Source organism: Streptomyces sp. P6-2-1, assembly GCF_050613165.1.
Taxonomy (GTDB): domain Bacteria; phylum Actinomycetota; class Actinomycetes; order Streptomycetales; family Streptomycetaceae; genus Streptomyces.
Map to the genome: position 1 here is coordinate 5,968,820 of NZ_CP192513.1, position 19,920 is coordinate 5,988,739.

16 protein-coding genes are annotated in these 19,920 nt (G+C 72.5%); 5 read left to right on the forward strand and 11 right to left on the reverse strand.

The window, feature by feature from the left end; genetic code table 11:
• Positions 1-24 precede the first annotated feature (24 nt).
• Positions 25-1,152 (forward strand): aminopeptidase P family protein, encoded by a 1,128-nt coding sequence (locus ACQYWQ_RS25215; protein WP_431037705.1) that lies wholly within the window; start codon positions 25-27, stop codon positions 1,150-1,152.
• Between the two features lie 116 nt (positions 1,153-1,268).
• Here the strand turns inward: ACQYWQ_RS25215 and treZ are convergent, their stop codons facing one another.
• From treZ to ACQYWQ_RS25230, 3 genes are all read right to left on the reverse strand, one after another.
• A complete protein-coding gene (treZ, locus tag ACQYWQ_RS25220) occupies positions 1,269-3,224 on the reverse strand; it encodes a malto-oligosyltrehalose trehalohydrolase (RefSeq protein ID WP_431037707.1) in 1,956 nt (651 codons plus the stop codon).
• A 36-nt stretch (positions 3,225-3,260) separates the two neighbouring features.
• The gene (locus ACQYWQ_RS25225) at positions 3,261-3,644 is read right to left on the reverse strand and encodes a VOC family protein (RefSeq protein WP_431037709.1); all 384 of its coding nucleotides are present in this window, start codon (positions 3,642-3,644) and stop codon (positions 3,261-3,263) included.
• Positions 3,645-3,952: 308 nt separating this feature from the next.
• Complete coding sequence (locus ACQYWQ_RS25230) at positions 3,953-4,909, reverse strand: helix-turn-helix domain-containing protein (protein WP_431037711.1); 957 nt, start codon at positions 4,907-4,909, stop codon at positions 3,953-3,955.
• 207 nt (positions 4,910-5,116) lie between these two features.
• Between ACQYWQ_RS25230 and ACQYWQ_RS25235 the strand changes: the two genes are divergently transcribed.
• Both ACQYWQ_RS25235 and ACQYWQ_RS25240 read left to right on the forward strand, forming a co-directional pair.
• A complete protein-coding gene (locus ACQYWQ_RS25235; protein ID WP_431037714.1) occupies positions 5,117-6,328 on the forward strand; it encodes an MFS transporter in 1,212 nt (403 codons plus the stop codon).
• Between the two features lie 133 nt (positions 6,329-6,461).
• A complete protein-coding gene (locus ACQYWQ_RS25240) occupies positions 6,462-6,899 on the forward strand; it encodes a GFA family protein (RefSeq protein WP_431037716.1) in 438 nt (145 codons plus the stop codon).
• Positions 6,900-6,922: 23 nt separating this feature from the next.
• Here the strand turns inward: ACQYWQ_RS25240 and ACQYWQ_RS25245 are convergent, their stop codons facing one another.
• From ACQYWQ_RS25245 to ACQYWQ_RS25255, 3 genes are all read right to left on the reverse strand, one after another.
• Positions 6,923-8,074, reverse strand: coding sequence for a low temperature requirement protein A (locus tag ACQYWQ_RS25245; protein ID WP_431037717.1), 1,152 nt, complete (start codon positions 8,072-8,074; stop codon positions 6,923-6,925).
• A 212-nt stretch (positions 8,075-8,286) separates the two neighbouring features.
• Positions 8,287-9,216 (reverse strand): NADP-dependent oxidoreductase, encoded by a 930-nt coding sequence (locus tag ACQYWQ_RS25250; protein ID WP_431037718.1) that lies wholly within the window; start codon positions 9,214-9,216, stop codon positions 8,287-8,289.
• A gap of 48 nt (positions 9,217-9,264) precedes the next feature.
• The gene (locus ACQYWQ_RS25255; RefSeq protein ID WP_431037720.1) at positions 9,265-10,272 is read right to left on the reverse strand and encodes a zinc-dependent alcohol dehydrogenase family protein; all 1,008 of its coding nucleotides are present in this window, start codon (positions 10,270-10,272) and stop codon (positions 9,265-9,267) included.
• A gap of 162 nt (positions 10,273-10,434) precedes the next feature.
• Here ACQYWQ_RS25255 and ACQYWQ_RS25260 point away from each other — a divergent pair, with 162 nt between their 5' ends.
• Positions 10,435-11,442 (forward strand): GlxA family transcriptional regulator, encoded by a 1,008-nt coding sequence (locus ACQYWQ_RS25260; protein WP_431037721.1) that lies wholly within the window; start codon positions 10,435-10,437, stop codon positions 11,440-11,442.
• A gap of 167 nt (positions 11,443-11,609) precedes the next feature.
• Here the strand turns inward: ACQYWQ_RS25260 and ACQYWQ_RS25265 are convergent, their stop codons facing one another.
• On the reverse strand, positions 11,610-12,326 hold the full coding sequence (locus ACQYWQ_RS25265) for a 3-keto-5-aminohexanoate cleavage protein (RefSeq protein ID WP_431037723.1): 717 nt from the start codon (positions 12,324-12,326) through the stop codon (positions 11,610-11,612).
• Positions 12,327-12,430: 104 nt separating this feature from the next.
• On the opposite strand from ACQYWQ_RS25265, the gene ACQYWQ_RS25270 reads away from it, so the two are divergent.
• A complete protein-coding gene (locus tag ACQYWQ_RS25270; RefSeq protein ID WP_431037724.1) occupies positions 12,431-13,609 on the forward strand; it encodes a cytochrome in 1,179 nt (392 codons plus the stop codon).
• An 87-nt stretch (positions 13,610-13,696) separates the two neighbouring features.
• Here ACQYWQ_RS25270 and ACQYWQ_RS25275 read toward each other — a convergent pair whose 3' ends face one another.
• The 4 genes from ACQYWQ_RS25275 to ACQYWQ_RS25290 are packed head-to-tail and all read right to left on the reverse strand — an operon-like array spanning position 13,697 to position 19,542.
• Positions 13,697-15,403, reverse strand: coding sequence for an ABC transporter substrate-binding protein (locus ACQYWQ_RS25275; RefSeq protein ID WP_431037725.1), 1,707 nt, complete (start codon positions 15,401-15,403; stop codon positions 13,697-13,699).
• A complete protein-coding gene (locus tag ACQYWQ_RS25280) occupies positions 15,400-17,607 on the reverse strand; it encodes a dipeptide ABC transporter ATP-binding protein (protein ID WP_431037726.1) in 2,208 nt (735 codons plus the stop codon). Before ACQYWQ_RS25280 ends, ACQYWQ_RS25275 begins: the two co-directional genes overlap by 4 nt.
• Complete coding sequence (locus ACQYWQ_RS25285) at positions 17,604-18,560, reverse strand: ABC transporter permease (RefSeq protein ID WP_431037728.1); 957 nt, start codon at positions 18,558-18,560, stop codon at positions 17,604-17,606. Before ACQYWQ_RS25285 ends, ACQYWQ_RS25280 begins: the two co-directional genes overlap by 4 nt.
• 1 nt (position 18,561) lies before the next feature.
• On the reverse strand, positions 18,562-19,542 hold the full coding sequence (locus tag ACQYWQ_RS25290; RefSeq protein WP_431037729.1) for an ABC transporter permease: 981 nt from the start codon (positions 19,540-19,542) through the stop codon (positions 18,562-18,564).
• Positions 19,543-19,920 lie beyond the last annotated feature (378 nt).

Below are 19,920 nucleotides of genomic sequence, written 5' to 3' on the forward strand. Positions count from 1 at the left end.
ACCCGTACCGCGAAAGGCGAGCCGATGGCGACCGAGACCCCCGACCCCTTCACCCCCGCCGAGTACGAGAGCCGCATGCGGCGGGCGGCCGGGGACGCGCAGGCGGCCGGGCTCGACGGGCTCGTCGTGACGCCCGGCCCGGACATGGAGTGGCTCACCGGCTACCGGGTGCCCGCCGTGACCGAGCGGGCCACGCTGCTCGTCCTCGCCGCCGGGCGCTCGCCCGTGCTCGTCGTGCCCGCGCTCGAAGCGCCGGACGCCGAGGAGGCCCCGGGCGCCGGGGCGCTCACCTTCGAGGCCTGGCGCGACGGGCAGGACCCCTACCGGCTCGTCGTCCCGCTGCTCCCGCTCGGCGGCCGCCTCGGCATCAGCGACAACGCCTGGGCGCTGCACCTGCTCAGCCTCCAGCGCGCATTGCCCCGTACCACTTTCGACGCGCTGACCAGTGCGCTTCCCATGCTCCGCGCGGTCAAGGACGAAGCGGAGCTGGCCCGGCTCGCGGCCGCGGCGGAGGCCGCCGACGCCACGTACGAGGAGATCAAGAGCACGCGCTTCGCCGGGCGCCGCGAGAACGAGGTGGCCGCGGATCTCGCCGCGCTGCTCCTCGGCCACGGGCACTCGCAGGTCGATTTCACCGTCGTCGGCTCGGGTCCCAACGGCGCGAACCCGCACCACGAGGCGGGCGAGCGGGTCATCGAGGAGGGCGACACGGTCGTCCTCGACTTCGGGGGGCTCAAGCACGGGTACGGCTCCGACACGACCCGTACCGTGAGCGTCGGCGAGCCCTCGGCCGAGGTCCGCGAGGTGCACGAGATCGTGCGGCGCGCGCAGGAGGCCGGGTGCGCGGCCGTGCGCCCCGGGGCGACGTGCCAGGACATCGACCGCGCGGCGCGCGCCGTCATCGAGGAGGCCGGGTACGGCGAGTACTTCATCCACCGCACCGGGCACGGCATCGGCGTCACGACGCACGAGCCCCCGTACATGATCGAGGGCGAGGCGCAGGAGCTGGTGCCGGGGATGTGCTTCTCCGTCGAGCCGGGGATCTACCTCCCCGGCCGCTTCGGCGTCCGTATCGAGGACATCGTGACGGTGACGGAGACCGGCGGCGAGCGCCTCAACAAGACGTCCAGGGACCTCGCCGTCGTGCACTGACGGGCCGTCCTGCGGCGGCACGGGGCACGCCGGGCGCGCCCCGCCCCGTACCGCCCCCGCGCACGCGGACCGCGCTCACGCCGCCCCGCTCAGCCGCCCCGCGCACGCCGTCCCGCTCACGCCTCCTCGGCCAGGACCACGCAGGAGCGCCCGGGCACGGTCACCGTCCCCGAGCCGTCGGGCTCCGCGACGTCCTCCCACGCCGCGAGGACCTTCACCGGGCCCGGCTCGACCGGTACGTCGACGGGGTCGGCTCCCAGGTTCACCGCGAGCCGCACGTCCCCGCGCCGCACGGCGAACCAGCCCGCCTCCGCGTCGTACGCCGTCTTCACGGCCGTCAGGTCGGGGGACTGGAGGTCGGGGCGCGTGCGGCGCAGCTCGATGAGCCTGCGGTACCAGGCGAAGAGGCGCGCGTGCGGCTCCTCGGCCAGCTCGGCCCAGTCCAGGACCGAGGCCTCGCGCGTCGCGTGGTCCTGCGGGTCGGGGATGTCCTCCTCGGCCCAGCCGTGCTCGGCGAACTCGCGCCTGCGCCCGCGCCGCACCGCCTCCGCCAGCTCGGGGTCGGTGTGGTCCGTGAAGAACTGCCACGGCGTCGACGCGCCCCACTCCTCGCCCATGAACAGCATCGGCGTGAAGGGGGAGGCGAGGACGAGCGCCGCCGCGCAGGCCAGTACGCCGGGCTCCAGCTGGGCGCTCAGGCGGTCGCCGCGCGCCCTGTTGCCGACCTGGTCGTGCGTCTGGGAGTAGCCGAGGAAGCGGTGCGCCGAGGCGTGCGCGCGGTCCACGGGGCGGCCGTGGTGGCGGCCGCGGAAGGACGAGTACGTGCCGTCGTGGAAGAACGCGCCGGTCAGCGTCTTGGCGAGGGCCGCGTACGGCTCGCGCGCGAAGTCCGCGTAATAGCCCTGCGCCTCGCCCGTGAGCGTCGCGTGCAGCGCGTGGTGGAAGTCGTCGTTCCACTGCGCGTCGATGCCGAGGCCGTGCTCCGTACGGGGCGTGACGACACGCGGGTCGTTGAGATCGGACTCGGCCACGAGGAAGAGCGGGCGGCCCGTCGACTCGGCCAGCTCCGCGACCGCGCCCGACAGCTCCTCCAGGAAGCTCAGCGCGCGCTCGTCGCGCAGCGCGTGCACGGCGTCGAGGCGCAGCCCGTCGATCCGGTAGTCGCGCAGCCACGCGAGCGCGCTCTCGCGCAGGTACGCGCGCACCTCGTCCGAGCCCGGCGCGTCGAGGTTCACGGCGGCGCCCCACGGGGTGCTGTGGCGGTCCGTCAGGTAGGGGCCGAAGAGCGGGAGGTAGTTCCCCGAGGGGCCGAAGTGGTTGTGCACGACGTCGAGCACGACGCCGAGGCCGAGCCCGTGGGCCGAGTCCACGAACCGCTTGAGCCCGTCGGGACCGCCGTACGGTTCGTGCACGGCCCACAGCGACACGCCCTCGTACCCCCAGCCCCACGTGCCGGGGAAGGGGCAGACCGGCATCAGCTCGACGTGCGTGACGCCCAGCTCCGCGAGGTGCGGGAGCCGTTCGGCGGCCGCGTCGAAGGTGCCTTCGCGCGTGTACGTGCCGACGTGCATCTCGTAGAGCACCGCGCCGGGGAGCCCGCGCCCGGTCCACTCCGGGTGCCGCCACACGTACGCGCCCTGGTCGACGACGGCGCTGAGCCCGTCGGGCCCGTCCGGCTGGCGGCGCGCGCGGGGGTCGGGGTACGGGCCCGCGCCGTCCACGACGTACCCGTACCGCGTGCCCTGCCCGGCTTCCGCCTCGGCCGTCCACCAGCCGGGGCGGGTGGGGTCGCGCTCCATTCCGTGCGCCGCGTCCTCCACCTGGAGGCGGAGCTGCTTCGCCTGCGGGGCCCACACTGAGAACTGCACCGGATCTCCTTGGTCGGGGGAGGGACGGGGACCGCCCGGGACCGGCCGCGGCCGGGGCGGCGCCCGGCTGAGGCCGGTCGGTGACGCTCGGTGTCCATCGTGGCGCAGATCCACGGGATTCGCGGCGTTTTCGGGCGGGGGCGCTGTGTCGGGGGCGCTCTGCCGGGGACGGGGCCGGGGTGGGGCGGGTCGGGGCGGGGGCACCGGCGGCCGCAGCCCGCGTTCCGCACGGCGCGGCCGTCAGCCCCCGCTGGGCGCCCGGCTCAGGTCCACGACGCAGAAGAGGTTGCCGTCCGGGTCGGACAGGACGACGAAGTCGGGGTTCTCCGGGTACAGGGGCCAGTCGACGCGGTGGGCGCCGAGGGTGAGGAGGCGGGCGACCTCGGCGGACTGCTCCTCGGGGGTCTCCGTGAAGAGGTCCAGGTGGATGCGGGGGCGGGGCTCCGGCGGGGACTGGCTGAGCATCAGGCCGAGTGCGCGGCCGGAACCGTCCGCGTGGCGCAGGGTGCTCCAGGTGTCGCTCCGCCATTCCTCGCTCTCGACGAGGGGGAGCGCCGAGGTCCAGAAGGCGACCGCGCGGGGGAGGTCGGCGACGCCGATGACGGGGATTCCGAGGGTCAGCATGGGGCGAGGGTAGTGGCCCCGGGCCGGGTGGGCGGTTCTACGCGGGGGTGCGGGGGCGCGGGGGCGTCGGGCAGGGGTGGCGCGGTGCCCTGGTCTGCCACCGGGCGGACACGGCAGGCAGTGGCAGGCCCGCCGCCGGGCCGCGCCTGGCCGGGGTGCCCGCCCGGTCCCGGGACCGGCGGGCGCGCGGGGGACCACGCCACGCCGCGGGCCCCCGCGCGCCCGCGCGCCCGCGCGCCCGCGCCGAGGGTGCCGGGACGGCGGCGGCGGTCCGCGCGTACCTCACGGACAGCACGAGCGGCCGGAGGCTAGTCGGCCGGTTCCCCGGCGGGGTGCTCCTGGGCCGCCCCGGCACTCCAGTCGGCCAGTGACCGCAGCGTCCGCTCGGACGGTGAGCCGGGGGCGGCGTGGTACGTGGTCAGGTACTGCTCCTGGTCGTCGGCGACCGCGAAGCTCTGGTAGCGCAGTGTCAGCTCCCCCACCACGGGATGGGAGAGGGGCACGTCCCCGTGGGTGTAGCCCTTGACGTCGTGCGCCGCCCACAGCCTGCGGAAGTCCTCGCTCTCCGCGGCGAGTTCGTCGATCAGGCAGGCCAGGAGCGCGTCGTCCGGGTACTTGCCCGCTCCGAGCCGCAGCTGCCGCACGACGTCGTACGCCGTGGTCTCCCAGTCCACGAACAGCTTCCGCGAGGCCGGGTCGAGGAACAAGATCCGGCCCCAGTTCAGCTCCCGCGGGGTGCGCGTGTCCCAGTCCCCGAAGAGAGCGCCCGCGGTCCGGTTCCACGCCAGGACATCGCTGCGCCGCCCCCAGATGTAGGCGGGCATGCCCTCCATCGCCGCCAGCATCTCCCGCAACTCGGTCCTGACCCGCTGGCGCGGCGCCTTCGGGCGCTGCCCCGTCCTGCCCGCCTGAGCCAGGCGCAGCAGGTGGGCGTGCTCGGGGTCGGAGAGTCTCAGCACGCGGGAAATGGCGTCGATCACCTCGCGGGAGACATTGCGGGCGTTGCCCTGCTCGAACCGGGTGTAGTACGCGGCCGAGACGCCCGCCAGGTGGGCCAGCTCCTCGCGGCGCAGCCCGGGCACGCGACGGCGTCTGCTGTAGTCGGCCAGCCCGACGTCGGCCGGCTTGAGGCGGTCCCTGCGAGTACGCAGGAACTCGCTCAGTTCCGCGCGCGCGTCGACACCCTCCTGTTCCTCCTGGGGCTCTCGTCGCGGGGCCGTTCGCGCGGCTGCGGCCGCGGCGGTACGGGCGTCGTGGCGTGGCATGTGCCGAGTATGGCGCGGTTCGCGCCGCCAAGCCTGTCCCTGCCAGTGATAGCTCCACGAAACGTGGACGAAGGGGGTGTCTGGCTGAACCCGCGCGCTGGGCGGACTCTCGCAGTGTCCGGTCGGGCCCCGCCCCCGGACACCCCACTCCCACGGGCTCACGCCCGCCGCGGGAAACGCCACGACCGACCGCGCTTGGAAGACGCCATGACAGACACCCTCGCCCCCTCCCCCCGCCCGGCATCAGGCGCGGCGCCCGCGCCTCGGGGCCGTCTCCCGGTCAAGGCCCTCCTCGGGCTGTTCCTGGCCGGTTTCATCAGCATCCTCACCGAGTGCCTCCCGGCCGGTCTGCTGCCGGAGATGAGCCGCACGCTGGGTACGAGCGTCTCCCTGACCGGCCAGACCGTCACCCTCTACGCCCTGGCCACCGCACTGGGCGCCATCCCGCTCGCCCGCGCGACGGCCACCTGGCGGCGCAAGCACGTCCTGCTGCTCGCCCTGGCCGTCGTCGCCGTGATGAACGCGCTCACCGCGCTCTCCGGGGATTACGCGCTGACCATGCTTCTGCGCTTCGTCGCGGGCCTGGGGACCGGGCTGATCTGGCCGCTGCTCGGCGGGTACGCCGCGCGCCTCGCTCCCGAGGGGCGGCAGGGCCGTGCCATCGCCATCGCACTCGCCGGCACGCCGATCGGCCTGGCGCTCGGCATCCCGCTGGGCACGCTGCTCAGCGGCATCGGCGGCTGGGCGCTCGCCTTCCACGCAGCGGCCGCCGTCACCCTGCTGTCCATGATCTGGGTACTGGCCGCCGTCCCGAACCTGCCGGGGCAGCCCGTCGAGAGCCGGTTCACGCTCGCGCAGGCCCTCGTCATCCCCGGCCTGCGGACCATCCTGTTCGCGCTGACGACGTACATGGTCGCGCACAACCTCCTCTACACGTACATCACGGACCTGCTCTCCTCGGTGGGCATGGGCGGCCAGACCGGGTGGGTGCTGTTCACCTTCGGCGTCACGTCCGTGCTGAGCGTCCTCGTCGTCGGCGCGCACATCGACAGGCACCTGCGCAAGCTCACCGTGAGCAGCGCCGTCGTGTTCGGCGCCGCCGCGCTCGTCCTGGGCGCGCTGTCCGGGGTCCCGGTCCTGGTCTACGTGGCGGTCGCCGCGTGGGGCTTCGCGTTCGGCAGCTCCCCGAGCCTCTTCATCGGGGCGGCCATCAACGCCACCCAGGAGGCCGCGGACGTCGCCCAGTCGATCACCATCAGCGTGTTCTCCGCCTCCATCGCGGTGGGCAGCCTCATCGGCGGCCTGCTGATCGCGGGGCTGGGCGCCGTCTCGCTGACCTGGGCGGCCCTGATCCTCCTCCTCGCCTCCGCCCTCACCGTCATCGGCGGCAGGAAGCACGCCTTCCCGCCGGAAGGCTGAGGGCGCCAGACGTGCCGCCACCGTGCGGCACCGCCCGGCCGGGCGGCACCAGGCCCGGTAGTGCCCGGGCCCGGCGATCCACGGGCCCGGCAATCCACGGGACCCGGCAATCCACGAGAAAGCGAAACAAGAGATGAGCACCACCCCTGCGGCGACCGACCTCCGTACCCGAACCGGCCACTGCCTGTGCGGATCGATCAGCTACCGGTTCGACGCGCGGCCCGAAGCCGTCGTCGTGTGCCACTGCGGCCACTGCCAGCGCCACACCGGCTCGGCCTTCTCGGTCAACGTCCTGGTCGCGCGTGAGTCCCTGGAGATCAAGGGTGCGCCCAAGGCGTTCCGGACCACGGGAACGGAGAACGGCAACCCGCGCGACCGGCTCTTCTGCGGCGACTGCGGCACGCCCGTCTTCACCGTCCTGCACGAGCGGCCCGATCTCCTGATCGTCAAGGCCGGAACCCTCGACGACCCCTCGGGCATCGAGCCGTCCGCCGAGGTGTGGCGGCGCCGGGCCCAGGACTGGGTCGGGACCTCCGGGGACCGGCCGCGGTTCGAGGGGGACGCGAAGTAGTGGCGGGGGCGGGCGCCGCCCGCTCATGAGCCCTCCGGGCCGCGCCGCATGAGCACGGAGCCCGCGGCCAGCGTGAGCACGGCCGCCACCCCGGCGGCCGGGATCGCGGCCGGCCCCGCGAACGTGCACAGCAGAATCGCCAACGCGCCTGTCGGCATGGTGAGTTGCTGGGCAAGAGTGCGTTTGAAGTGCCGGGAGTGCAGGAGCCACACCACGAAGAGGAACGCGGCGGCGGGTACGGTCACTGCCGCCGCCGCGGCCCGTTCGGACACGTGCGCCTCGCCCGCCGTCTCCTCGACGGCGACCTCCATCCCGGCCCCGATGGCGGCCGCGGACGCGAAGACCACGAAGTGACCGTAGCCCCACAGGAAGCCTTGCCTGTTCGAGACCAGGTAGGTGTGGATGGGCACGGCGAAGTACAGCCACCACGCGGTGAAGACGATCAGCAGTCCTCCGGCGGCGAGCGGCAGCAGCCGCGCCGTCGCGTCGTGGTCGTCCAGCGCCTCCTGGACCGCCACGGTCGCACCGGAGACGGTCTCGCCGAGGACGATGAGCGTGAACAGGCCGTACCGTTCGGCGATGTGGTGCGGATGCCAGGCGAGGGCCAGGTCCCGCTCGGCGACCACCGGGACCGACAGCTCGGCCAGGACGAGTGCCACGAACGCGCAGACCCGTGCCGCCTCCGGCAGGGCGAGCATCGCGATCCAGCCCAGCTGGCAGAGCGTGACACCGGTCGCGTACCGCCGGGCGACCCGGCGTGCGCGCGGCTCGGCATCGCTGTGGGCGGCGCGGAGCCATTGGGAGGTCAGCGCGAGCCGCATCACGACGTATCCGGCGACCGCGATCGTGAAGTCGCCCTCGTCGAACGCGCGCGGCACCCCGGCGGCCAGGACGAGCACGCCGGTGATCTGCACCAGGGTCACGACGCGGTAGAGGGCGTCGTCCGTGTCGTACGCGGAGGCGAACCAGGTGAAGTTCATCCAGGCCCACCAGATCGCGTAGAAGACGGCGAGGTAGCCGACGACTCCGGTACCCGGGTGGCCTTCGACGAGGGCGTGCACGAGCCGGGTGTTGGCCTGGGCGACGGCCACGACGAAGCAGAGGTCGAACAGCAGCTCCAGGGAGGTCGCCGAACGATGGGCCTCGCTCCGGCTGCGGGCGATCATGCGGGTCATCCGCCCAGCTCATCAGCATCCCGCGCCGCCCGGGACGCGGCCGGACGCCGACAAGCCGATTCGTACCGGTTCGGAGGGCAGACGCGGGGGGGAGAGAGAGGGAGGGCGGACGCGCGCGGGGAGAAAGGGGGAGGAGGCGGCGGGAGTGCGGCGGGAAGAGGGGGCGGAGCCGTCGGCCGCACGCCGAGGCCGACGGCTCCGCCCCCGCGCGGTCAGGGGACGAGGACGAGCTTCCCGTCGATCTTCCCGCCCTCGCCGAGGCGGTGAGCCTCGGCCGCGTCGGACAGCGGAAGCGTCCCGTGGAGCTGGGCGCGCAGCGCCCCCGAGGCCGCCATCCCCGCGATGGCGAGCATCCCGGCGTGGTCGGACTGGACCATCATGCTGCGGTAGCGCACGTCGCGCTCCGCGGCCAGGGCGAGGGCTTCCTCATCGGCTCCCAGGAGCGAGACGAGGACACCACCGCGGCGGACGACGCGCAGGGAGTCGAGGCGGGTCCGGCCGGTGAGCGGGACGACCGCCACGTCGATGTCGCTGAGCACGTCGACGATGCTGGTGGTGCGGTAGTCGAGCACCTGGTCGGCGCCGAGCGAGCGTACGAAGTCGGCGTCGGCGGCGGACGCGGTGGCGATGACCTCGGCGCCGATGTGGTGGGCGATCTGCACCGCGAGGTGGCCCACGCCCCCCGCGCCGCCCTGGATCAGGACGCGCTGCCCGCGGGCGAGCCCGGCGGTGTCGTTGAGCGCCTGCCAGGCGGTGAGCGCGGCCAGGGGCAGCGCGGCGGCCTGGACGAAGTCGATGCTGTCCGGCTTGGCCGCGAAGGCACGCGCGGGGGCGGTGGCGTACTCGGCGTAGCCCCCGGGCTCGTACGGGTAGGGCAGCATCCCGAAGACGGCGTCGCCCTCCTCGAAGATCGTGACGCCCGGGCCGACCTTGTCGACGGTCCCCGCCACGTCCCAGCCGGTGGTGGCGGGCAGGCCGTGGTCGTAGGGGATGCTGCCGTCGCGGTGCTTCCAGTCGGTGGGGTTGACACCGGCGGCCGCGATCCGGACGCGGATCTCGCCCACTCCCGGCTCGGGAAGCGGCAGCTCGGTCTCGGTGAGGACCTCGGGCCCTCCGTAGGCGTTCTGAGTGATCGCACGCATGGATACGGTTCCTTCTTGTCGGTCGGTGAGGGGTGGGGGCGAGCGGAATCAGGCCGCTTCCGTGTCGTGGCCGACAGTGAGGACGATCTTGCCGGTCTGGGCGTTGGATTCCATGTACCGATGGGCTTCGGCGACGTCGTCGAGGGCGAACGTGCGGTCGACGACCGGTACGAGGGACTCGTCGCCGAGGCCCGCGTTGACGAAGGCGACCGCGCGGCGGAGCCGCTCGGGGTCCCCGGTGACGCGGAAGATCGTGAACATGCTCGTGCTCAGGTCCGGGTAGGACGCGGCGTTCGGCAGCGGGGTCGGACGCGGGTCGAGGGCGCCGTACACGAGCAGCTTGCCGCCGGGCGCGATGGCCTCGGCGAGCGTGTCGACCCCGGGGCCCGCCACCGGGTCGAAGGCCAGCCGGACGCCCCGGCCGCCGGTGATCTCCTTGACGCGCGCGACCAGGTCCTCGGCCTCGGTGTCGATGACGGCGGCCGCCCCCGCGTCGAGGAGCGCCTGTCGCTTCGACGTGCCGCGTACGGTGGCGATCGGCACCGCGCCGATACGGCGGGCGGTCTGGATCGCGGCCAGGCCCACGCCGCCCGACGCCGCCGTGAGCAGGACGTGGTCGCCGGGGAGCAGGCCGCCCTCGTCGATGAGCGCGCCGTAGGCGGTGAGGTACGCCATCCAGACGGAGGCAGCGGTGACCGGCTCGATGTGCGCCGGGCGGGGCACGACGGCGGCGGCGGGGACGATCACGTGGTCGCCGTAGGTGCCGTAGTCGTTGAGCGAGAAAGCGGGGACGACGGCGACCGGATCGCCGACGGCGAGGCCGGGGACGTCCGCGCCGATCGCCTCGACGGTCCCTGCGGCCTCGTAGCCGAGGGAGCTGGGGAAGGACGGCTGGACGAAGTAGCTGCCCTCGCGGAACATCGCGTCCGCCCGGTTCAGCCCGATCGCCGCCACGCGGACGAGTACCTCGGCAGCGCCTGGAGAGCCCGTGTCCACCTCGCGTACGCGAAGCACATCGGGTCCGCCGAGCCGGTCGAACTGCACGCGCCTGGCCATATCGAAACGCCTTCCTTGAGCGGGGTGAGGGGCGGGGACGCCGGTGGCTCCCCATGCGCCTTTTGTCATGATCCATGACGGCGCCGTTCTTGGCCTCCAGCGTGCGACAGGGGCTCTGACCTGGGCAATGGCAAGATGGACAGTAAACGATAGAATAAGGACATGGCGTCCACATCCCTCGCCCCGGCCCCCGCGGAATCCCGCACCACGCCCGCGCACCGCGTCGTCGTGCTGGCGCTCGACGGCCTCTACCCCTTCGAGCTGGGCATCCCGAACCGGGTGTTCCCCTACGTCGACGGCGCCTACGAGGTGGTGACCTGCGCCGCGACGGACGACCGCACCGTGGTGACCAACGCGGACTTCACTGTCACCGTCGCGTCCGGGCCCGAAGCGCTCGACACCGCGGACACCGTCGTCGTGCCGCCGTACGACGACGCCTGCGTCGCGGCGGAGCTGCCGGACCCCGTACGGGCCGCCTTCGCCCGCATCCGGCCCGGCACGCGCGTCGTCTCCATCTGCTCGGGGGCGTTCGCACTGGCCGCCGCGGGACTGCTCGACGGGCGGCCGGCGACCACGCACTGGGCGCTGGCCGACACGTTCCGCCGGATGTTCCCGCGCGTGGCCCTGAACCCGGACGTGCTGTTCGTCGACGACGGTGACGTCCTGACCTCGGCGGGCGCCGCTTCCGGGCTCGATGTCTGCCTCCACCTGATCCGCTCCGACCACGGCAGCGCGGTCGCCAACCAGGTGGCACGGCAGTGCGTCGTCCCGCCGTGGCGGGAGGGCGGCCAGGCCCAGTACATCGAGCAGCCGGTGCCGCACGAGGGAGCCAGCGGCACGGCGGCCACCCGGGCCTGGGCCCTGGAGAACCTCGAACGCCCCCTGTCGCTCGCCGAGCTGGCCGCGCACGCGGGCACCAGCCCGCGCACGTTCGCCCGGCACTTCCAGGACGAGACGGGCATGAGCCCGGGGCGCTGGCTCATCCAGCAGCGGGTGCGTCGCGCCTGCCACCTCCTGGAGACCACCGACCTGCCCGTCGACCGGATCGCCGGCGAGGTCGGGTTCGCGACAGGCGCTTCGCTGCGCCAGCACCTGCACACGGTCATCGGGGTGTCCCCGAAGGCGTACCGCAACACCTTCCGGGCCCGGGGCGCGGCCGTACGGGGGTGACGGCGGGACCGTAAGCGGGCGCGCCCGCGAGGTCGGGCGCGCCCGCGGGGTGACGGGGCTCCGGCCCCCGCAGGCCGCTCCCTCCCCGCCCCCTTCCCCCGTCCTGGGCCCGGCAGGGTCGGTGTCCCGTGGGTGATGCCTGTGGTGCGGAGGCGGGGACGCGGCGTCTATCCCTCGATCACCGCGCGGGCGGCGCGTACGAGCGGGGCGTTCCCGCGCGCCGCGGTGCCGTCCGGCAGGAACAACGTGTCCTCCAGGCCGGTGCGCGTGTCGAGACCGAGTTCCGCCGCGAGCGCGAGGACCGGCCAGGCCCCCTCGTCCTCGCCGTGCAGCAGGACGGGCACGGGGGCCGGTGAGACGGCGCCGAGCAGGACGCGGGCCGTCGAGGCCGCCGAAGCGGGCTCCGGGTCGGTCACCTCGGCGAGCACGCGGAGCGTACGGGGCGCGAGCGGCGAGGCGCGGAAGCGCGCCGGGCCGTCGGTCCCCGACCACAGCCCCGCCTCGACCCCGACACCGCGCTCCATGAGCAGCGCCGCCAGCTCATCGGCGCCCGGCTCGTGCCAGTTGACGGAGGCGTGATCGGGCAGCTCCGTCCACGCCCGTACGTGCGCGAGCCGCGCCGAGGGGTCAGGCTCCGCCCACGCCCCGGTCGTCACGCCGACGCCGACACCGGGCGGCAGCGCCTCGCGTACCGCGCGCAGCACCCGCGCCACGTCGCCCGGCGCGAGCGAGTCGGCGCCCTCCGCGTCCTTCGCGTGGACATGGACGTCGTCGGCGCCCGCCTCGTACGCGGCGCGCGCCTCGGCGGCGAGCGCGCCCGGCGTGGCGGGGAACCAGCGCCCGGTGGCGGGGGAGCGGACCCCGTTGAGACAGACCTGAAGCATGGGGCCGATCCTGGCAGAGACCCGCCCGCTCACCCGGACGGCCGCCCGGCGTGGCGCGCGTGGCCCGCCGGTGGTGCGGTGGGAGGCCGGGACGGGAGGCGGCGGTGGCACCAGGAGCGGCGGGAGCGGACGACGGGGGCGGTGGCGCGCTCGTACGGGCCCCTGCCGAGGCGGCGCTCCGCAGCCACGTCCCCGCCCTCGCCTCGCTCGCCGCACGCGTCGCGCGCGATCCGGCCCCGTACTACCGGCTCCTGCACCGCGAGCCGGGGCCCGTGCGCGTGCCGGGGACCGCCGGGGGCGGCGACGGGATCTGGCTCGTGGGCCGCGCCGCGGACGTACGCGCCGCACTCGCGGAACCGGGACTCGTGGCGGACGCGGCGACGGAGGACATCCCTGGGCTGGTCGACGGGACGGGCCTCGTCGGCATCGGCGTGCGCTCCGACGTGCGCTCCGACGTGCCCGCCGACAGCTCATCCGCCGACGTGCCCTCCGACAGCTCGTCCGCCGCCAGCTCGTCCGCCGACGGGCCCTCGGACGGCGCGTCCGCGCCCTCCGCGTCCTCCGGTGTCCGGGCCGCCGCCCTGCCGCCGCGCGTTGCCGGGGTGGTCGCGCGGGCCGGACACGTGCTCGCCGGGCGGCTCGGCTCGCGCGCGAGCGCCGACCTCGTACCGGAGTTCTGCGACTGGCTCCCCGCCGTCGCGCTCGGCGCCGCGCTCGGCCTCCCGTACCGCCGCACCGAGGTGCTGCGCCGCTGGTGCCGCGCGGGCGGACCCGCGCCGCTGCCCCTGCCGGACGCGCTCGCGGTACGGGCGCGGGGCGCCGAGCGCGCCACCGCCTACGCGCTCGCCTCGCTCCTCGGTGCGCTCCTCACGCGCCCCGCGCACCTCGCGGCGGTACGGGACGAGCCCGCGCTTGTCGACGCGGTGTGGGCCGAGACGCTGCGCCACGACCCGCCCGCGCCCTACCTGGTGCTGCGGGCGCGGGAGCGGGTGCGGCTGCCGGGCGGGGCGGTCGCGGCGGGGGAGCGGGTGCTGTGCCTGCTCGGGGCCGCGGGCTGGGACCCGGTGGAGTACCCGGACCCGGGAAGCTGGGACCCGTACCGGGGCGGGAGCGTGCCCGTACCCGCGCATCCCTGGCCGGACCTCGGGCTCCTGACGGCGCGGTACGGGCTGCCGCCGCTCCTCGGCCTGCGGGGGCTCGCGCTCGCTCCGGGGTTCGCGCCGAGGGCGGTGGGGGTGCGGGTGCGCGGGCCGCGGCGGTTGCTGGTGCGGCTCGGGGGGTGAGGCCGCCGGGGGCCGCCTGGGCGGAGACGCGGCGTGGCCCCGCCGCACGAGGTGCGACGGGGCCACGAGTGGTGCTGCGCTACCGGATTACTTCTTCTCCCAGCCGATCAGCTCGGGCGGGCCGATGATGCCGTAGTTGCCGAAGAACTGGGCGGCACCGTAGTTGGTGAGCCCCTTCTTGACGGCCCAGATCGAAGGACCGTTGTGGGTCGGCATGACGCCGTAGGTCGCGAAAGCCTTCTTCTCGATCTCGTTACCGGCCTTCAGCTGCTCGTCGAGCGTCGGCAGGTTGGTGACGGCCTCGATGTCCTTGTCCATGCTCTTCGGCACCGAGCGGGACAGGTTGAGACCGGAGTCCGAGCAGAAGACCTGGCAGATGTAGAGCATCCCGTTCGGGTCACTGGAGGTGAAGCCGAGACTGAAGATGTCGAAGGAGCGCTGCGTGAGGATCTTGTTGAAGTCGGCGGACGGGTGCGCGTCGATGTTCAGCTTGACGCCGATGTTCTTCATCATCTGGGCGAGCGCGGTGGCGCGTGCCTTGATGGTGGCGCGGTCACTGACGGTCGGGTAGGTGACCTCCAGCTTCTTGCCGCCCTTCTCGCGGACCCCGTCCGAGCCGACCTTCCAGCCGGCCGCGTCCAGGTCCTTCTTCGCCTGCTCGGCGTCGAACTTCACGAGCTTGCCGAAGTTGTCCTGGTACCCCTTCTGGAAGGAGTAGAGGCTCAGCGAGCCCGGCAGGCCCTCGGTGTAGCCCATGCCCTGGAAGGCGATCTTCGCGAACTGCGTGCGGTCGATGCCCTCCATGAGGGCCTTGCGCACCTTGGCGTCCTTCAGCACCGGCGAGGTGCTGTTGAACATGAGGAGGTTGGTCGTGGTGTCGGTGCCACGGCGCACCTCGGTGCCCTTGACCCCCTTCACCTGGTTGAGCGCCTCGCCCTCGCGCACCTCGACGGCGTCGATCTGGCCGTTCTTGAAGGCGTTGACGCTGGCGCTGTCCTCCATCTGCACGTAGGTCAGCTGGTCCAGCTTCGCCTTCGCGCCCCACCACTTGGGGTTGGGCTTGTAGACGATCGTGCCGCCCTTGGCGTCGAACTTGGTGATCGTGTACGGGCCGGCGCCCCACTCCGGGTGCGGCTTGCTGATGTAGGCCTTGTTGAAGTCGTCGGCCTTGGCGATGTGCGGGTTCAGGGGGCTGGTGAAGAGGGACTTCCAGTAGACGAACTCACTGCCGAAGGTGACGATCGCCTCCTTCGCGTCCTTGCCCTTCTTGACCGAGGCGATGCTGGAGTAGCCGTCGGTGGAGCTGACGACGTAGTCCTTGTCCTTGCCGTTGAGCGCCTTCCAGGTGTCCCGGAACATGGTCCAGTCCATGTCCTGGCCGTCGTTCCACTTGGCCTTCGGGTTGATGTCGTACGTCACCTGGGTCTTGCCGTCGACCACCGTCTGCTTGACGTCGGTGAGGTAGTCCTTGTTGTAGGTGATGTTGCCCTTGGGGTCGTTGTAGGACAGCTGCGGCTTGTAGAACCAGGAGATCCTGGACCCGTACACCGTCGTGTCGCCGTGCAGGTCGTTGAGCTGGTCGGGGATCTCCGCGACCGGCAGCGTCAGCTTGCCGCCCTGCTGGATGTTGCTCGCGGGCTGCGGGTTGTACGAGGTGAGGACCTGGGCCTCGGAGGTGGCGCCCTTCTCGTCCTTCTTGCTGTCGGACTTGTTGTCGCTGTCACCCCCGCAACCGGAGAGGACCAGTGACGCGGTGGCGGCGAAGGCCACCGCGCTCAGAACGAGCTTTCTCATGACTGCCTTTCAGTGGGTACGTCGGCGGACGTGGTCAGGTCCGCCGGTGACGAGTCCGCGAAGTGGCACGCGGAGGAGTGGTCCGGGGTGGCCCGCTCCGTGAGTTCCGGGGTGATGTCCAGGCACTGCCGCTTGCGCGACTCGGGGAGCGTGAGGTGCAGCGGGCACCTGCTGACGAAGCGGCAGCCCGGGCTGTCGTCGGTGGGGCTCGGGAGGTCGCCCTTGAGCAGGACACGCTCCCGGCCCCGCTCGGCGACCGGGTCGGGCAGCGGGATCGCGGAGATGAGGGCCTTCGTGTACGGGTGGCTGGGGTGGTCGAAGACCGCGTCGATGTCGCCGATCTCGACGATCCGCCCCAGGTACATGACCGCGACCCGGTCGGAGATGTGCCGCACGACCGACAGGTCGTGGGCGACGAAGAGGTAGGAGAGCCCCAGCTCCGCCTTCAGCTCGTTCAGCAGGTTGATGACACCCGCCTGGACCGAGACGTCGAGCGCCGAGACCGGTTCGTCGAGCACGAGCAGGCTGGGCTTCGTGGCGAGCGCCCTGGCGATGCCGATGCGCTGGCGCTGGCCGCCGGAGAAGGCCGCGGGGAAGCGGTCCCTGTGCTCGGGGTCGAGGCCCACCAGCTCCATGAGTTCGGCGATCTTGGCGCTGAGGTCCTCCTTGTCGTGCCCGCCCGCGGCGCGCAGTGGCTCGGCGAGGATGTCGAAGACCGTCATACGGGGGTCCAGGGCGCCCATCGGGTCCTGGAAGACCATCTGCATCTCACGGCGGACCGCGGCGATGTCCCGCTTGTGGCGCAGATCGGCGGCGTTCCTGCCCGCGACCGAGATGCTGCCGCGCTCCGGCGGCTTGAGACCCATGATCTCCAGGAGCGTCGTCGTCTTGCCGCACCCCGACTCGCCGACGAGCCCCAGGGTCTCGCCCTCGCGGATGTCGAGGTCGATGCCGTTGACGGCGAAGACGGTGCCGACCTTCCGCTTGAGCATGCCGCCCTTGGTGAGCGGGAAGGTCTTCGTGAGGCCCGAGAGTTCGAGCACCTTCGGGCGCTCCTCGCGGGGCACACCGGCGGCCGCGGGCTCCCGAAGGGCGGGGACGGGGAAGACAGGTTCACCGTCGATGGCGCCGTCACTGATCTCGGCGGAACGGCGGCAGGCGACGGAGTGCGCGGGGCTCTCGCCCGCGGCCGCACCACCCTCGCCCGTACCCGTACCCGTACTCGTCCCTGGTCCGTCGCCGATCGCCAGCAGCTCGGGCTCCGCCGCCCGGCAGGCGTCCTCCGCCACCGGGCACCGCGCGGCGAAGGGGCACGCGTCCGGAAGGTTCACCAGGAGCGGCGGGGTCCCCGGGACAGGGGTCAGGGCGTCCCTGGCCCGGTCGTCCAGGCGGGGTATCGCCCCCATCAGGCCGATCGTGTACGGCATCCGGGGGCGCGCGAACAGCTCGTCCACCCCGGCCCGCTCCACCGGCTTGCCCGCGTACATCACCATGACGTCGTCGGCCGAGCCCGCCACGACACCGAGGTCGTGCGTGATCATGATGACCGCGGCCCCGGTCTCGCGCTGGGCCGTCTTGAGCACGTCGAGGATCTGCGCCTGCACGGTGACGTCGAGCGCGGTCGTCGGCTCGTCCGCGATGATCAGGTCGGGGTCGTTCGCGATCGCCATCGCGATGACGGCGCGCTGCCGCATACCGCCGGAGAACTCGTGCGGGAATCCCTTGGCACGCCGGTCCGGGTTGGGGATGCCGACCAGGTCGAGGAGTTCGACGGCCCGCTTCCACGCGGCCGCCGAGGAGATGTCCTGGTGGATCTGGAGGGCCTCGACGATCTGGGCGCCGATGCTGAAGATCGGCGTCAGCGAGGAGAGCGGGTCCTGGAAGATCATTCCGATGTGCTTGCCGCGCACCTTCGACATGCGCTTGTCGTCGAGCGCCAGGAGGTTCTCCCCGCCGAGCACGGCCTCGCCCGTGACGGAGGCGTACTCGGGGAGCAGGCCCATGACGGCCATCGACGTCACGGACTTGCCGGAACCTGACTCGCCGACGATGCCGAGGGTCTTGCCGCGGTGCAGGTCGAAGGAGACGCCGCGGACGGCGTCCACACGGCCCGCCTCCGAGGGGAAGCTCACCCGCAGGTCCCGCACGGACAGCAGCGGCTGCCCCGTGCGCGGAGCGGTCGTGAGGGTGCTCTGCTCGGTCATGCGCGGCCTCCGGACTGCGAGGTGGGGTCGAGGGCGTCCCGCAGGCCGTCCCCGATGAGTGCCATCGCGACGGTGAGCAGCACCACGAGCGCGGCGGGCATGTAGAACAGCCAGGGAGCGGTGGACAGGGTGCCCTGCCCGTCGGCGAGCATCGCGCCCAGCGAGATGTCGGGCTGCTTGACGCCGAAGCCGATGAAGGACAGGGCCGTCTCGGACTGCACGGTCGACGCGACCCCGAGCGTGAACGTCACGATGAGCAGCGAGCCGATGTTCGGGACGAGGTGGCGCACGATGGTGCGCATCGGGCTGACGCCCATGAAGCGCGCCGCCATCACGTACTCGCGCTCGCGCAGCGAGGTCGCGAGCGACCAGATGACGCGCGCCGTGAGCATCCACCCGAAGATGGTGAGGACCACGATGAGGATCTTCCAGTCACCGCGGTAGTGCGTGCCGACCAGCGCGATGATGAGGAACGAGGGCAGCACGAGCAGGAAGTGGACCACTCCCAGCATCACGCGCTCGACCTTGCCGCCGAAGTAGGCGGCGGTGGTGCCGAAGAGCCCGGCGATGGCCGTCGTCAGGAGCGAGACCACCACGGCGATGATCATCGAGCGGCCGAGGCCGTGCACGAGCTGCGCGTAGATGTCGTTGCCCGCGCTGTTGGTGCCGAGCAGGTGATCGGACTCGCCGGGGGCCACCTTGAGCGCGGTGAAGTCCGCCTCCGTGTAGTTCCAGTGCGTCAGGAACCGGCCGAAGATCGCGAAGAGGGCGAGCAGGACGAAGAGGATCATTCCGATGAGCGCGCCCTTGTTGCGGGCGAATCGCCGCGCGTAGAGCTTGAACGGTGAGATCCGCTTGCCGGTCCCGCCGGGCTTTCCCGGTGCGGGCGTCGCGGCCTCGTCGGTGCGGGCCGCCTCGGCGTCGGGTCCGACGCCTGGCATGTTGATGGCCATGTCAGCTCACCCTGATCCTGGGGTCGAGAGCCACGATGACGAGGTCGGAGAGGATCGCGCCGACCGCCGTCATGAGCGCACCGAACGCGGCGACGGCGACGACACCGTGGACGTCGTTCGTACCGATCGTCTTGCTGAAGTACTCGCCCATCCCGTGCCAGGCGAAGACCGTCTCGGTGATCACCGCACCGGTGAAGAGCGCGGGCATCGCGAAGGCGACCTGCGTGGCGACGGGGATGATCGAGGTCCGCAGCCCGTGCCGGTAGATGGCCTGCTTCCGTGTCAGCCCCTTGGACCGCGCGGTGCGGACGTAGTCGGAGTTGATGTTGTCGAGGAGCAGCGACCTCTGCAACAGGTGGTAGCTCGCGTACGAGATGAACGTCAGCGAGATCGTGGGCAGGATCGCGTGCAGGCCCCGCGAGCCGAGCACGCCCCAGAACCCCGAGGCGTCCGGGCTCTCCGCCCCCGCGACCGGCAGCGAGCTGCCCAGGTGCTGGTTGAACGTGATGGCGAGGGCCACCACGCCGAGCGAGGCGACCGCCGAGGGGGTGTTGAAGGAGATCACGGAGATCCCCTGCCACACCCGGTCACCGGCCTTGTACTGGCGCGAGGCGGTGTAGACGCCGAGCGCGATCCCGATGACGATCGACAGGACGGTCGACGCGATGACCAGCTCGCCGCTGACGATGATCCGGTAGGACACCTGGCTGTTGACACTGCCGCCGGTCGGCGACTGCCCCCAGTCCCAGCGGGTCACGATCCCCGATATCCAGTCCCACCACCGGCTCATCAGTGGTTTGTCCGGGTTGAGGTTGTACAGCGACAGGGCGTGGTTGATCTCGGCTGGAGTTCGAGGCGGTCGCAGAGCGGTGTAGTTCGACGCGGGCTTGAGGAAGGCGTTGGCGAGGAAGTACGTGAGGTTGGTCGCGACGACGATCATCAAAAACCAGCCGACTGCTTTGCGGGCGATGTAACGCAGCACTGCTAGCCGGCCTTTCGTAAGAGCGCTTCGGCCTGCGTGTCCGGCGGATGCGGCGGGCACGTGGTCGGGGTGGGTGACCGGGCAACGGATCGCGCGTGCTCGGACGGACGTGCGAGATGCCCAGGTCAGAAAATGAGTGGTGCGCGACAACTCCCGTGTACGACACTGAGATCGGCTGACGGGGTGGCACCTGTGGTCGAAGCCGGGATGGGGAGTGCGCCGGGCATGGAGCGACAACCTCGCGTGTGAGTGGACCAGTTCAGGGCAGCCGTGCGATGCGGGCGGCACTGCTGCTGACGATTCCAAGTGGCGAGATATCGCGTCAAGATTCCGCAGGTCGCGATCAGGTTAAATTGCGGGTACGCACCACCCATTCTT